This window comes from Sphingopyxis sp. BSN-002, assembly GCF_022024275.1.
Taxonomy (GTDB): Bacteria; Pseudomonadota; Alphaproteobacteria; order Sphingomonadales; family Sphingomonadaceae; genus Sphingopyxis.
In genome coordinates this window covers 1304290-1317374 of record NZ_CP091804.1, presented here as the reverse complement: position 1 = coordinate 1317374, position 13085 = coordinate 1304290, and the positions used below count along the sequence as shown (strand labels likewise).

At 64.6% G+C, this 13085-nt stretch carries 14 protein-coding genes and 1 tRNA gene; 3 read left to right on the top strand and 12 right to left on the bottom strand.

Annotated features, from left to right (window positions below; all coding sequences use genetic code 11):
• Nucleotides 1-24 precede the first annotated feature (24 nt).
• The 12 genes from L7H23_RS06530 to L7H23_RS06475 form a co-directional block, all read right to left on the bottom strand.
• Nucleotides 25-1155 (bottom strand): site-specific integrase, encoded by a 1131-nt coding sequence (locus L7H23_RS06530; RefSeq protein WP_237838540.1) that lies wholly within the window; start codon nucleotides 1153-1155, stop codon nucleotides 25-27.
• On the bottom strand, nucleotides 1152-1637 hold the full coding sequence (locus L7H23_RS06525; protein WP_237838539.1) for a helix-turn-helix domain-containing protein: 486 nt from the start codon (nucleotides 1635-1637) through the stop codon (nucleotides 1152-1154). Before L7H23_RS06525 ends, L7H23_RS06530 begins: the two co-directional genes overlap by 4 nt.
• 7 nt (nucleotides 1638-1644) lie before the next feature.
• Nucleotides 1645-1812 carry a helix-turn-helix domain-containing protein gene (locus L7H23_RS06520; RefSeq protein ID WP_237838538.1) on the bottom strand — a complete coding sequence of 56 codons (168 nt, stop codon included), beginning with the start codon at nucleotides 1810-1812 and terminating at the stop codon, nucleotides 1645-1647.
• Between the two features lie 96 nt (nucleotides 1813-1908).
• A complete protein-coding gene (locus tag L7H23_RS06515) occupies nucleotides 1909-2730 on the bottom strand; it encodes a hypothetical protein (RefSeq protein WP_237838537.1) in 822 nt (273 codons plus the stop codon).
• A gap of 296 nt (nucleotides 2731-3026) precedes the next feature.
• A complete protein-coding gene (locus L7H23_RS06510) occupies nucleotides 3027-4271 on the bottom strand; it encodes an integrase arm-type DNA-binding domain-containing protein (RefSeq protein WP_237838536.1) in 1245 nt (414 codons plus the stop codon).
• 196 nt (nucleotides 4272-4467) lie between these two features.
• A tRNA-Thr gene (locus L7H23_RS06505) sits at nucleotides 4468-4543 on the bottom strand.
• A 108-nt stretch (nucleotides 4544-4651) separates the two neighbouring features.
• Entirely contained in the window at nucleotides 4652-5674 is a 1023-nt protein-coding gene (locus L7H23_RS06500) for an alpha/beta hydrolase (protein ID WP_237838535.1), read from the bottom strand.
• A gap of 66 nt (nucleotides 5675-5740) precedes the next feature.
• Nucleotides 5741-6160 (bottom strand): organic hydroperoxide resistance protein, encoded by a 420-nt coding sequence (locus tag L7H23_RS06495; RefSeq protein ID WP_237838534.1) that lies wholly within the window; start codon nucleotides 6158-6160, stop codon nucleotides 5741-5743.
• A gap of 100 nt (nucleotides 6161-6260) precedes the next feature.
• Entirely contained in the window at nucleotides 6261-6749 is a 489-nt protein-coding gene (locus L7H23_RS06490; protein WP_237838533.1) for a DUF3237 domain-containing protein, read from the bottom strand.
• A gap of 70 nt (nucleotides 6750-6819) precedes the next feature.
• Complete coding sequence (locus L7H23_RS06485) at nucleotides 6820-7056, bottom strand: 4-oxalocrotonate tautomerase family protein (RefSeq protein ID WP_237838532.1); 237 nt, start codon at nucleotides 7054-7056, stop codon at nucleotides 6820-6822.
• Between the two features lie 27 nt (nucleotides 7057-7083).
• Nucleotides 7084-7917 (bottom strand): SDR family NAD(P)-dependent oxidoreductase, encoded by an 834-nt coding sequence (locus tag L7H23_RS06480; RefSeq protein WP_237838531.1) that lies wholly within the window; start codon nucleotides 7915-7917, stop codon nucleotides 7084-7086.
• A gap of 23 nt (nucleotides 7918-7940) precedes the next feature.
• On the bottom strand, nucleotides 7941-8858 hold the full coding sequence (locus L7H23_RS06475; RefSeq protein ID WP_237838530.1) for a LysR family transcriptional regulator: 918 nt from the start codon (nucleotides 8856-8858) through the stop codon (nucleotides 7941-7943).
• Nucleotides 8859-9015: 157 nt separating this feature from the next.
• Between L7H23_RS06475 and L7H23_RS06470 the strand changes: the two genes are divergently transcribed.
• The 3 genes from L7H23_RS06470 (at nucleotide 9016) to L7H23_RS06460 (ending at nucleotide 12899) form a co-directional block, all read left to right on the top strand.
• Nucleotides 9016-10278, top strand: coding sequence for an acetyl-CoA C-acyltransferase (locus L7H23_RS06470; protein ID WP_237838529.1), 1263 nt, complete (start codon nucleotides 9016-9018; stop codon nucleotides 10276-10278).
• Nucleotides 10279-10282: 4 nt separating this feature from the next.
• Nucleotides 10283-11344 carry a nitronate monooxygenase gene (locus L7H23_RS06465; protein WP_275671229.1) on the top strand — a complete coding sequence of 354 codons (1062 nt, stop codon included), beginning with the start codon at nucleotides 10283-10285 and terminating at the stop codon, nucleotides 11342-11344.
• Nucleotides 11345-11411: 67 nt separating this feature from the next.
• On the top strand, nucleotides 11412-12899 hold the full coding sequence (locus L7H23_RS06460; RefSeq protein WP_237838528.1) for a carboxylesterase family protein: 1488 nt from the start codon (nucleotides 11412-11414) through the stop codon (nucleotides 12897-12899).
• The last annotated feature ends 186 nt before the right edge of the window (nucleotides 12900-13085 follow it).

Sequence of the window (13085 nt, the reverse complement as noted above, 5' to 3'; positions counted from 1 at the left end):
ACGCCGTTCGACCTTTCTCGCCCATCAATCTCCGGCGGGCCAAAGCTGGCGAGAGCCGGTGGCTTGTGCTTTAATTCTGGCAAGCACCGCTTCAAGTTCGGCAATCGGGTCGGTGGCGCCTTCGATCGCGTACTTTTGTCCGGCCGCGCGGATCAGGTAGCCCTGCCGGTGCGTCGGCAATGTCCCGTAACTGGTAAATGTCGTAAGCACGTCGGCATGGCCCAGATTTTGCGACCAAGCCTTCATTGCTTCCGGCGACAGGTTCAACGTCATGGCATGGCGCACCAGCATGTCGCGGAAGGAATGCGGGTTGTAATAGGGTAGGCCCGCCGTCTCGAACGCGCGCCGGAATACCGCGTTGATCGGCTGCGTCGTGCTCCAGCCGCTGCGCAACAGCCCGGCCGGACGAAAGCCGCCATCCTCGCCGACCTCCATTTCCGTCGCCGGAAACAGCGGGTCGTCGTTTCCCCAATGATGCTCGCGCTCCAGCTCGCCGACCCATTCGGTAAACAGCGCCAGCGCGCCGTCATCGATCGGCATAAGATAGCTGCGAAAGGTCTTGGCGAATTTGGTACGTACGACGCGCGCATCCTGTTCGACATAGCCATCCGCCAGATTGACATGGCCCAAGCGGAACGACGCGAGCGCGCCGACACGCGCGCCTGTCAAAGCGGCAAATGCGATCAACGCCCGGTCGCGCCGCTCCAGCACGGTGGCGGACGGCATGGCGGTCAGCACATGGCGGACCTGCGCCAGCGTGGGCACGCGCTTTTCGCGTTTCGCCCGCGCCACGGCGACGTCCTTGTCGGACAGGTTGAAATAGTCGGCGTCCGCATAGGCGATATGCGATTTGTAGCCGGGCAGGTGCGCCAGCCAGAAAAAGAAGGCGCGCAGATCGCGCAGCGTCGAATTCATCGTCGCTTTGCTGATACGCTCGCCGGTGCGGACATTGACGGCCTTTGCCAGCCCAGCCTTGAACGCCACCGCCTGTTCGCGGTGGAAGCGTTTGAAGTCTCGCGCCTTGGTCGATTCCTCGAAGCGCGCCAGCGATTTTGCCACGCCGCTGATTGTCGCGTCGTCGCGGCCCTTCGCTTCCTTCAGATAGGCGAAATATTCCCGTTTGATCCGCTCGTTTGCGGCGCTGTATTTCGTCATTTGATCGTCTGCCTTTGCAAATCACAATTTAAGGGGGGCGAGGAACAGCCCTTTAATCGTGTTGGTGCCTCCGCCATTTGGACGTCACAGCCGGGCAGAATCGCCGCCAGCGACGCAAGGCGCGCGCCCCGGTGCATCACGGTTTCGCATGTCGCGCAGATCGCCCGCACGCTGCCCGACGTCAAATTCCTCGGCACATATTCGACCAGCCCCAACGCTGGCTGGCGCGGCTCGCGGCACCGGAAGCAATAGAGCGTTCCGGCCGGGCAGGGCCGCTTGCGACCTGCGTTGCGGTTGGTGAGCCATTCGCGCACCGCGCCACCCGGAAACAGCAGCGGCCGGGCGCGCTCGATCGGCGTTAGCCCCTCGTTCTGCCAATGGCGCACCGTGTTCTTATGGACGCCCAGACAGGCCGCCAACTCGGAAACGCTATAGCTCCGATGCAGCTTCACTAAGCGCGGGTTGACCCGCTTCCGCGACATGATGCGCTCAAAGGCCGGTGTCGGCGAGGCGCCGGATCGATTCCGTCGTGACGACGCGGCGGCGACCCATTTTTCGGGTCTCCAGCGTTCCCGCGTTGATCAACTGATAGATCGACGTGCGGCCCAGGTTCAAAATCTTTGCGGCGTCATTCACCGATACGAATAGGACGTCCATTTCATGCTCCCACAATAGTCCGCCGGAACACCAGCGGATGCAGGATTGTGATTCGCAGAAATTTTCGCGTTACTCGGCCGAAATGGGCAAAAAGGCTCAATCAGCCCTTTTCGACTTTTCAACCATTTGGACCAATCGACTGGCTCGGCTCCGAATCTGGCTAATCGTCGGGGCGTCGCCCGTTTGCTCGACGAACCATTCGGACATGACAGCTTCAATCTTAGCCTGCATGCCCGGCTCGCCGGTCAAGAGTCCGCGCTCTTTCGCCAGCCCGCCAACTATAGCCATAGCGCCTTCCCAATCCCATTTGCGCGGCCGGCCGATTGCTCGCCGTTCATTTGCTTCAGGAGCGAGACGTCCCGCCGATCTTTCTAACCTATGCGTGGGAAGCAACAGCTCGATCTGCTCGAAAACAAATGACAGGCCTCCGAATTCCGCTGTGAGGTCGGGTTGATTGAATTCAGACGCCAGCAACTCCTCTTGGTCCCACCAGAGATAATCAGGCCGCTCGCCTGCGTCGGGAATATAGAGCGGTCTCAGCGTCCCATTATCCCAATCGACATCGCTATGTGTGATCCATCCGGGGCTAATTCGCCGATTGTCCTCTTGACCCACCACATCAATTTCGAACTCTAGGACAGGCTCGTTCCATTTTTTTTCGCGGACCTTGTCGGCGATTTCGTCAGCGAAAACCTCTCGCACTAGTTTGTCGCGCTGTGGGGACGGTTCTTCCAAATTGTAGTCGGGAACTTCCGACAGATACTCGATTGCCCATACATGAGAGCGAACAGTGCCACTGGTGACGTAAGCATGAAGTTCGTCGGCCTCGACCATGCTCGGGATCATGCGCTTCAACCACGCGCGCGGCGCGGCTTGGCTAAGGAAATCCAAAACCTCGCGGGCCGGAATCAGAATCATGCGGTGCGCTTAGCAGAGCTGTCCATTTGGAAGATGATCGCACCATTCGTAACAAAGTCCAGATGGCCACCGGCCGCCGTGCGCTTTCGGTTCTCACGCCAGATTGCCGAATGTCTGAAATGGGGTGGTGAGCTGACTCTGATTCAATTCCCTTCGTCATCCCGGACTTGATCCGGGATCCCGCTTTTTAACGCACTCGCTGCGCTCGATCTCAAGCGGGACCCCGGATCAAGTCCGGGGTGACGATGCTGGAGAGGTCCGCTTTCGGTCGTTAGCGGTCACAAATCTTCGTGCATTCAGGCTCCCGCGCGCAAAGGGATTATCTCAGCGCCATTCCGTAGCATATCTAAATGGTCGCTCCACCATTGCGCCATTTCTACGCGCTCCGCCCAATGAGCGCCGCGATGATAGGCAGCGCGCACTTGGTCGCGGTCCTTATGTGCCAGCGCGCGTTCGATGGCGTCTGGCTGCCACTTGCCGCTTTCGTTCAACAAGGTGCTGGCCATCGCGCGAAAGCCGTGCGCGGTCATTTCGTCGCCGGTAAAGCCCAAGCGTCGAAGCGCACCGTTGATCGTGTTCTCCGACATGGGACGACGCGGCGTTCGGATAGAAGGAAAGACAAACTGCCCGTCGCCGGTGAGCGCGTGGGCTTCGCGAAGCAGCACCAGCGCCTGCTTCGACAGCGGCACGGCATGTTCCTGCCGCCCCTTCATCTTTGCGGCGTCGATTTTCCAGACCGCTGCGTCGAAGTCGATTTCGCGCCATTCGGCCTTTCGCAACTCGCCCGGCCGGACAAATACGTGCGGCGATAGCTGCAATGCGACATGCGTTATGCCTTGCCCCTCATACCCGTCGATCGCGCGCAACAGCTCGCCGACGCGCTTGGGGTCGAGTATTGCAGCCAGATGCTTGGGCTTGCGTGATGCCAGCGCGCCGCGCAGATCGCGTGTCGGGTCTGCGCCGACCAACTGGTTCGCGACGCCATAGCGAAAGACGGCGCCGACGAATTCCAGAGTCCGCCGCGCCTTTTCGTGATTCTTCGCGGCTTCATAGGGGCGCACCGCGTCGAGAATATCGATCGGCTTGATTTCGGCGATCGGGCGGTTGCCGATGGCACGCCCGACTAGTCCCAAGGTCCATTGCCGCTTCCGCAATGTCGTTTCGGCGAGACCGTCACGACGGCATTTTTCGATGAAATTCGTCGCCACGGCGTGAAAGGTGTTGGCGGCGCCAATTTTAGCAGCCCGCTTGTCACGCTGCTTCTTTTCGGCCGGGTCGATACCGCTGGCGAGCTGCTGGCGCGCGGCGTCGCGCCGCTCGCGCGCTGCCTGCAAACCGACGTCGGGGTAGGCGCCCAGCGCCAGCGTCTTTTCGATCCGTTTGGGCTGGCTATCGGCGCCAATGCCATCGACGCGATATTTCCAGCGCCACAGCATACCCCCCGACGGTGAGACGATCAGGAACAGACCCTTTTCGTCAGCCAATTTATACGGTTTCGCCTTGGGTTTTGCCGCTTTGATCGCCGTCACCGTCAACGCCATTGGGGGTATCTCCCAATCCGTCACCGGCAATTTGGGGGTATTTCAAATGGCCCGTTTGCCAAATACCCCCACACATACCCCCTGCGGCATGCGATTGTCGGCGACCAGTCGCGCACATTGGCGACTGTTCCGACTTAGTTTTTCGCAGATTTTCGGGGTTTTTGCAACCATTCCCGGCCGTTGGCGAATAGGGAAATGGTGCCGCTTACAGGACTCGAACCTGTGACCCCATCATTACGAATGATGTGCTCTACCAACTGAGCTAAAGCGGCAACGAGCGGCGCCTCTACCAGCGTGCCGGGGCGAAAACAAGCATCGTCGCGCAGATTCTGTTCTTGCGCGATCTCCGGGGGTTTTGCGATCCTTCCGGGCGCTTGCCTTTATGCGTTTGCGAGGTCGAGAATCGCCTTGGCGAAGGCGTGCGGCGCTTCCTGCGGCAGGTTGTGCCCGATGCCGCCGGTGACCGTCCGGTGTTCGTAGCGGCCCGTATATTTCTTCGCATAGTCGGCCGGGTTCGGGTGCGGCGCGCCATTGGCGTCGCCTTCGAGCGTGATCGTCGGCACCGTAATGACGGGCATGGCCGCGAGCCTGGTTTCGAGCGCATCATATTGCGCTTCGCCGCGGTCGAGGCCGAGCCGCCAGCGGTAGTTGCTGATCGTGATCGCGACATGGTCGGGGTTGTCAAGCGCCTTGGCCGAGCGTTCGAAGGTCGCGTCGTCGAACTGCCATTGCGGCGAGGCCGTCTGCCAGATCAGCCGCGCGAAATCGTGGGTGTTCGCGGCATAGCCTTCGCGGCCGCGCTCGGTCGCGAAGTAGAATTGATACCACCAGGCGAGTTCGGCCTTCGGCGGCAGCGGCGCCTTGTTCGCCGCCTGGCTGCCGATCAGATAGCCGCTGACCGATACCAGCGCCTCGCAGCGTTCGGGCCAGAGCGCCGCGACGATGTTCGCGGTGCGTGCACCCCAGTCGCAGCCGCCGATAATCGCGCGCTCGATATGGAGCGCGTCCATCAGCGCGATGACGTCGGTTCCGAGGACCGCCTGCTGGCCGTTGCGCTGCGTCGCCTGCGACAGGAAACGCGTCGTGCCGTAGCCGCGCAGATAGGGGACGATCACGCGGTAGCCGGCCGCGGCGAGGATCGGCGCGACGTCGACATAGGTGTGGATGTCATAAGGCCAGCCGTGGAGCAGGATGACCGGGCGGCCGCTTGCGGGGCCGGCTTCGGCATAGCCGATCGAGAGGGTGCCGGCGTCCACCTGCCGGATCGCGCCGAAGCTCGCGCTGCCCGGCTGCGCGAAGGCCGCGGGGATCGAGACGAAGGGCGCGGCGGCGAGCAAGCCCGAGGCCGTGCCCAGGAAAAGACGCCGCGACGGATCGGCGGGGAGGGGCGTGGCTTCGATCATCGGGGTCTTTCCGGGCAAAAAGGGCGAGACCGGAGCGCGTATCGCACCCCGGTCCGCGTCGGTCGATTATACGAGAGTAATATCGACAGCGATGTTGCCGCGAGTCGCCTTCGAATAGGGGCAGTTCGCATGCGCGCCGTCGACGATCGCCTGCGCGGTCTCGCGGTCCAGACCCGGAAGGCTGACGTTCAGGCGCGCGCCGAGCAGATAGCCGCCTTCGTTGGTGCCGAGGTCGACTTCGGCATCGACGGCGAGATCGGCGGGAAGCTGGACCTTCAGCTTGCCGGCGACGAGACCCATGGCGCCGATGAAGCAGGCCGACCAGCCGGCCGCGAACAGCTGTTCGGGATTGGTGCCGTTGCCGGGAGTGCCGGGCTGCGCGAATTCGATATCGAGACGGCCATCGTTGCTGCGTGCGGCGCCGGTGCGGCCGCCCGTCGTGTGCGTGTGGGCGGTATAGAGGGTCTTGTCGATCGTGGTGCTCATTGGGGGTTCCTTTACAGCTTGTCCGATAAGATCGGATACGATCTAAATAGATGATGCTCGTCGGATTGCAAGCGGGCGGATGCGATTTTTTTTTGGCGGCCTAAAGAATCTCGAAAATCTGGTAGACCGGACCGTGCGGCAAGCGGTGGCCGGTGCCGACGGCAAGGATGTCGTTGAGCCAGCGATAGCGCGGCGCCGCGGTCGTGAAGCGCGGCATGGTGCGGAAATAATAATCGGCAGGATCGACGGGCTCACCCGCGGCGAGGCGCGCCATCACCTCGGGGTGGCCGCGGCGGATGCCTTCATATTGCATCGCGATCGACGCGCCGTCTTCGGTTTGCAGGACGATCCGCGCGTCAAGCAGGATCGTGCCGTCGTCACGTAGCGTCTGCCAGTCGGTGCCGCCGGGCTGGATGATACCCGACAGCCGGTCGCCGGAGAAATGGCCGCCGGTGACGTCGCCAACGCGCATCTCGGTCCCGCGCGGCCCGCCGGGCGCGTGGATCGTGCCGACCGCGACGTTCATCGCGAACAGCGGGCGGAGGCTCAGGCTCCGCAGCGCGGCGGGGATCTGGTGCGGGTCGGTCAAGCGCGTCGTCCTTTTGAAAAAGAGGGGCCGCGACGTGCGCGACCCCGGTGTTTGTGCTGCGGTTCGTTGGTCAGCCCGATCGCTGCGCCATCCGCTTGCGATATTCGGCGACGGGCATTCCGCCCCAGCCCCAATCTTCCATCTCGACTTCCTGGAAGACGACCCAGGTCCATTCGGGCGGCTTGCCGAGAACATCGAAGAGCACCTGGCTCATGCCCTTGAAGATGGCGGCCTTCTGTTCGGCAGTGACATGGTAGACACCGGGCTCGGTGCCTTCCCTGGTGACCTGTACGGTAACGATCGGCATCGTCTTTCTCCTCGCTGGGGGCTGCGATCAGTGGCCGGCGGCCTGGCCGCCATCGACATGGAGAATCTCGCCCGTCACGAACGGGGCGCCCTCAAGATACAGCACCGCGTCGACGATGTCCGAAATTTCGCCCATCCGGCCGACGGGATGGAGGGCCGAGAGGAAGTCGTGCGTTTCGGGCGTGTGCATCGGGGTCTTGATGATTCCCGGCGACACGGCGTTCACGCGGATGCCGCGCGCGGCATATTCGATCGCGAGGCTCTTCGTCGCGGCGTTGATGCCGCCCTTCGACAGCGAGGCGAGGACCGAGGGGACCTGCGACAGCGGATGGTCGACAAGGCTGGTCGTGATGCTCGCGATATGGCCGCGGCCCTGCTTTTCCATTTCGGCGAGAGCCGCCTGCGTGATGTAGAAGAAGCCGTCGAGGTTCGTCGACACGACGTCGGCATATTGCTGCGCGCTATAGCCGGTGAAGGGGCTCGCGACGAAAATGCCGGCATTGTTGATCAGCGTGTCGATGCGGCCGAAATGTTCGATCGCCGCCGCGATCACGCGCGGGCCTGTCGCGGGATCGCCGATGTCGTCCGCGATCGTCAGCACGTCGGGATTGGTCGACGGCTGGATCGAGCGCGAGGTCGCGACGACCTTGTAGCCGCGGTCGAGATAGGCATGGACGAGCGCGGCGCCGATGCCCTGCGATGCGCCGGTGATGACGGCGACTTTCTGTCCGGTGGTCATGATCGATACTCCAGTTCCAAAAGCTGCGGTCGCATCTGGCGGCCGGTCGGCGCGTTCCTGCGCCAGCCCGTGGAAATTAGGCTCGATCAGATTGGATGATAATTGTCGATAAACGGCGATCATTCCACCGGATATCGCTATAATGGTCAGAGCGCCTGCGCGTCGATCGCCAGCCTCGCGAAGGCGGCGCGGAGGCGCGGCGCGGCGAAATCGGTGAAGGCGCGAACCTTCGGCACCGACAGCCGGCCTGCCGGGGTCAGCAGATGCGCGGGCTGGACCGGCGGCTCGGCATCGGCGAGCACGACCTGCAGCCGCCCCAGCTTCACCTCTTCGGCAATATGATAGGAATAGACGCGCGCGAGGCCGCGGCCGGCCACCGCTGACGCGACCGCGGCGCGGACGCTGTTGACGATCAGCCGCGGGGTAAAATGGACCGTTCGCGCCGGGCTCTCGCCGAAGCTCCACGACTGGAGGCCGAAATGGGTGAGCGAGACGATCTGGTGGCTTGCAAGGTCGGCGGGGTCGGTGATCGGCGGATGTTCGGCGAGGTAGCTGGGCGAGGCGACGATGACGCGGCGCACACCCTCGCCGACGCGCGTCGCGACGAGCGCCGAATCGGGGAGCAGACCGACCCGCAGCGCGATATCGACGCCCTCGTCGACCAGATTGACCGCGCGATCGACGAGCAGCAGCTGCGCCGAGACCATCGGATATTCATCGAGAAACGCATCGAGGATCGGGCGCAGCAACTCCTCGCCGCCGATCGGCGGTGCGGTGAGCGTCAGCATTCCGCGCGGCGCGGTGCGTTCGCCGCCGGCGAGGATGTCGGCCTCTTCGAGTTCGGAGAGGATGCGGCGGCACGCCTCGGCATAACGGACGCCGGCGTCGCTGAGGCGGATCGAGCGTGTCGTGCGGTGGAGCAGCTCGGCGCCGACATGCATCTCGAGCGAGGCGATCGCGCGGCCGACCGCGGTGGGCGAGCGGCGGAGTTTCCGGGCAGCGCCCGCAAGGCTGCCTTCGTCGACCGCCGTCACGAAGATCTTCATCGCATCGATGCGGTCCATGATGGCCTTCCCGGCTGCGCGCGCTCACACCTAAGCATGGTATCGACAATCGGCAATGCGCGATACGCAATCGTCCAGCGCCCCCTTGTCCGTTTCGGGGCGTCCGCCAATATCGTCTGCGCGCGGCCATGCCGCCGCGGTCTTTCGGAGACTGATCATGCAGCGTTTCGCCCAGAAGATTTATCTTGCCCCCGGCCTTCGCACGCCCTTCGGACGCGGCGGCGGCGCGCTTGCCGATCATGATGCCATCAGCCTGTCGGTGCCGCTCGTGCAGGCGATGGCGGCGAAGGCGCGACCCGACCTGTTCGTATGGGGCACTGTGATCCCCAGCCTCGGCTGGAGCAATATCGGACGCGAAGTCTGGCTTGATGCCAAACTCGACCCGACGGTGCCCGCCTTCTCCGCTGTGCTTGCCTGCTCGACAAGCATGATTGCGGCCTTCGCGGCGGCGGGGATGCTCGGCGGTTCGGCCGAACTCGCGCTCGTCGGCGGCGCCGAGGTGATGAGCAATCCCCCGATCGGGCTGAAGCTCGACGTGTCGAAGCGGATCGTGAAGCTGTTCCGCACCGATCCGCCCGCGGCGGTCGCAGCGCTGCAGGCGCTGACCGCGGACGACCTGTCGCTGCCGGGCAAGGGCTGGGCGAACCGCATCACCGGACGCACGATGGGCGATCATATGGAAGAGACCGCGCAGGAGTGGGGCATCACCCGCGAGGCGCAGGACGACTGGTCGCTGAAGAGCCACCAGCGCGCGGTCGCAGGTTGGGAAAACGGCTTCTTCGACGATCTGGTCGTGCCGCTTCCCGAAATCGCGCGCGACGCGAACCCGCGCGCCGACACCTCGGCGGAGAAGCTCGCATCGCTGCCGCCCGCGTTCGACAAGTCGGACAAGGGCTCGCTCACCGCGGGCAACAGCTCGCCGATCACCGACGGGGCGGCAGCGCTGTGGGTCGCGACCGAAGCGGGGCTCGGCAAGCTGCCCCAGGGTACGCCGCATGCAGAACTCGTCGATCATGAGATCGCGGCGGTCGACCATCATGTCGACGGGCTGCTGATGGCGCCGAGCTTCGCAATCCCGCGGCTGCTCGCGCGGCACGGGCTGCGCTATGAGGATGTCGCGCTGTGGGAGATCCACGAGGCCTTCGCGGCACAGGTGCTCGCCAATGTCGCTGCGCTCGAAAAGCCCGGCTGGACCAAGGAGCGCGCGGGCGTCGATTTCGATTTCGGGTCCTTCCCGTGGGACCGCGTCAATCCGAACGGCGGCTCGGTCGCGATCGGCCATCCGTTCGCCGCGACCGGCGCGCGCGACCTCAGCCAGGCGGTGAAGGAACTGTGGGGCAAACCCTCGGGTTCATGGGCAATCGTCAGCGTCTGCGCCGACGGCGGCCACGGCACGGTCTCGCTGCTGCGCCGGCCCTGAGCTCGTGAGCCTGCTCGATCGCATCGGAATCGACCTGCCGATCGTGCAGGCGCCGATGGCGGGCGTGTCGTCGCCCGCGATGGCGGCGGCGGTGAGCGAGGCGGGGGCGCTCGGCTCGATCGCTGTCGGCGCGACCGATGCCGACGGCGCGCGGGCGATGATCGCCGAAGTGAAGGCGCGGACGGGGCGGCCGTTCAACATCAACCTCTTCTGCCACCGGCCGGCGGTTGCCTATGCCGCTAAAGAGTCGGCGTGGATCGAGCGGTTGCGGCCGGTCTTTGCGGACCATGATGCCGAGCCGCCGACGGCGCTTCGCGAAATATACCGCAGCTTCGTCGAGGATGAGGCGATGCTCGCGCTTCTCGTCGGGGAAAAGCCGCGCGTCGTGAGCTTTCATTTCGGCCTGCCGCCGGCGTCGGCGATCGCGGCGCTTCGCGACGCCGGTATCCTGCTGTTCGCCTCGGCGACGAGCCTCGCCGAGGCGCGAGCCGCCGCCGATGAGGGCGTCGATGCGATCGTTGCGCAGGGCTGGGAAGCGGGCGGCCATCGCGGGATGTTCGATCCCGATGCGCCCGATGAGCAGCTCGGCACGGCTGCGCTGACGCGGCTGCTCGTCGCCGCGATCGATCTGCCGATCATCGCAGCGGGCGGGATCATGGACGGGCGCGGAATTGCGGCAGCGCTCGAACTGGGCGCCGCGGCGGCGCAGCTCGGCACGGCGTTCGTCACCACCGACGAGAGTCTTGCTGATGCCGCCTATCGCGCCGCACTCGCGAGCGACGCCGCGCAGCATACGGTGATGATCCGTGCGATATCGGGCCGGCCGGCGCGGGGGCTTCGCAATCGCTTCGCGGAACTTGGCGAGGTCGTCCCGGCTGGAGATATCCCGGACTATCCGATCGCCTACGACCTCGGCAAAGCGCTTCATGCCGCCGCGAAGGCGCGCGGCGAATTCGGCTATGGTGCCCAATGGGCGGGGCAGGGGGCGCCGCTGATCCGGCCGATGCCCGCGGCCAAGCTCGTCCAGACCCTCGCCGCCGAACTCGCCGAGGCGCGCCGGGCATAGTCTTTGCGCCTTCGGGCAAAAGCTCGGCGGTGGGCTTTCGCGCGGTGCCGGTGCTAGGCTGTCCGGCATGACCGATCCGATCGCCTTCGCCCCGCCCGTCCAGATCGAGAGCGGTGCCGTGCGCGGCGCGCTCGACGGCGATATCGTCCGCTATCTCGGAATTCCCTATGCCGCGCCGCCGGTGCGCTTCGAACTGCCGCAACCGGCGAAGCCGTGGGACGGGGTGCGCGACATGGTCGACCCGGGCCCGGGCGCCCCGCATCCGGTCCGGCCCTTTCCGATGATCGACCCGACGCCGCTGATCGGTTCGGGCAGCGACGGCGGCGATGGCGACTATCTGCGGGCCAATATCTGGGCGCCGAAGGATGCGGCGGGCGCTCCGGTCATGGTATTCATCCATGGCGGCGGCTTCGTCGTCGGCAGCAAGGATGCGCCAGTGCACGACGGGTCGGCCTTCGCGCGGTCGGGGATCGTCTGCGTCGCGATCAATTACCGGATGGGGATCGACGGTTTTCTGCCCGTACCCGGCGTGCCGACCAATCTCGGCCTGCGCGACATGCTCTTCGCGCTCGGCTGGGTGCAGCGGAATATCGGAGCGTTCGGTGGTGACGCCGCAAACGTCACCGTCTTCGGCGAAAGCGCCGGCGCGATGGCCATCGCCGATCTGGTGACCTCACCGCTCGCGAAAGGGCTGTTCCGGCGCGCGATCATCGAAAGCGGGCACGGCGCAATGGTGCGCGATATCGGCATCGCGCAGCGGCTGGTGAAGAAGCTCGCGAAGATCTTGCGGGTGACGCCCGATGCCGACGGGTTCCGAACCGTATCGAACGACGCAGCGGCAGCGGCGATCGAGAAGGTCGGCAAGCCGTGGGCGATCGACCTGCGCGATGCCGACGGACATGAGCCGGTGTTCGGGATCAGCCGCTTCATCCCCGTCCATGGCGACGATGTGCTGCCCGAAAAGCCGATCGACGCGCTGCGCAAGGGAGCGGGCGCCGATGTCGAGGTGCTGATCGGCAGCAACGCCGACGAGATGAACCTCTATTTCGTGCCGACGGGCGTGCGGAAGAAGATCGGCGGGCTGCTGACGCGCTGGCTCGTCGGGCGGTCGCTGCCGAACGCGAAACAGGCGTTGATGGCTTATGGCTTCAAGCAGAAGGACGTGCGGCCGGGCGATGCGCTGACCTGGGCGCTCAACGATTTCGTCTTCCGCTGGCCGGCGCGGCAATATGCCGCTGCGCATCGGGGCAGGACGTGGATGTACGAGTTCGAGTGGCAGTCGCCCGCGTGCGGCGGCGAACTCGGCGCCTGCCACGGGATCGAGCTGCCCTTCGTCTTCAAGACGCTGGCGTGCGCGACGGGGCCGGACGGGCTGGCAGGCGAGGCGCCGCCCGAAGAGCTTGCCGAGCGGGTGCACGATATCTGGGCCGGGTTCGGGCGCAGCGGGACTTTGCCGTGGGCCGAATTCGGGAATGACCGGCAGGTCTATCAGCTCGCGCGCGGCGAAGCGGTGTACGAGCCGGTGATGCCGGCGGCGGAATTTCTGCCGAAGTAAGCTTTCCTCTTCATTTCCGCGAAGGCGGGAATCCAGATTTTTCCCGCGCGGCTTCAGGAGCTGGATTCCTGCCCTCGCGGGAACGACGAGTAATTCTCCATATATTCCAAACCCTTCCAGCCTCGGCAAAGGCCCTCTGCCGATCGGCAAAATTGATGACCTTTCTTACAGGTTGAAAAGCTGTCA

Coding starts and splice junctions, on each gene's coding strand:
- L7H23_RS06530 (WP_237838540.1), bottom strand. CDS start 1,155: ATGACGAAATACAGCGCCGCAAACGAGCGGATCAAACGGGAATATTTC.
- L7H23_RS06525 (WP_237838539.1), bottom strand. CDS start 1,637: ATGTCGCGGAAGCGGGTCAACCCGCGCTTAGTGAAGCTGCATCGGAGC.
- L7H23_RS06520 (WP_237838538.1), bottom strand. CDS start 1,812: ATGGACGTCCTATTCGTATCGGTGAATGACGCCGCAAAGATTTTGAAC.
- L7H23_RS06515 (WP_237838537.1), bottom strand. CDS start 2,730: ATGATTCTGATTCCGGCCCGCGAGGTTTTGGATTTCCTTAGCCAAGCC.
- L7H23_RS06510 (WP_237838536.1), bottom strand. CDS start 4,271: ATGGCGTTGACGGTGACGGCGATCAAAGCGGCAAAACCCAAGGCGAAA.
- L7H23_RS06500 (WP_237838535.1), bottom strand. CDS start 5,674: ATGATCGAAGCCACGCCCCTCCCCGCCGATCCGTCGCGGCGTCTTTTC.
- L7H23_RS06495 (WP_237838534.1), bottom strand. CDS start 6,160: ATGAGCACCACGATCGACAAGACCCTCTATACCGCCCACACGCACACG.
- L7H23_RS06485 (WP_237838532.1), bottom strand. CDS start 7,056: ATGCCGATCGTTACCGTACAGGTCACCAGGGAAGGCACCGAGCCCGGT.
- L7H23_RS06480 (WP_237838531.1), bottom strand. CDS start 7,917: ATGATCGCCGTTTATCGACAATTATCATCCAATCTGATCGAGCCTAAT.
- L7H23_RS06475 (WP_237838530.1), bottom strand. CDS start 8,858: ATGGACCGCATCGATGCGATGAAGATCTTCGTGACGGCGGTCGACGAA.
- L7H23_RS06470 (WP_237838529.1), top strand. CDS start 9,016: ATGCAGCGTTTCGCCCAGAAGATTTATCTTGCCCCCGGCCTTCGCACG.
- L7H23_RS06460 (WP_237838528.1), top strand. CDS start 11,412: ATGACCGATCCGATCGCCTTCGCCCCGCCCGTCCAGATCGAGAGCGGT.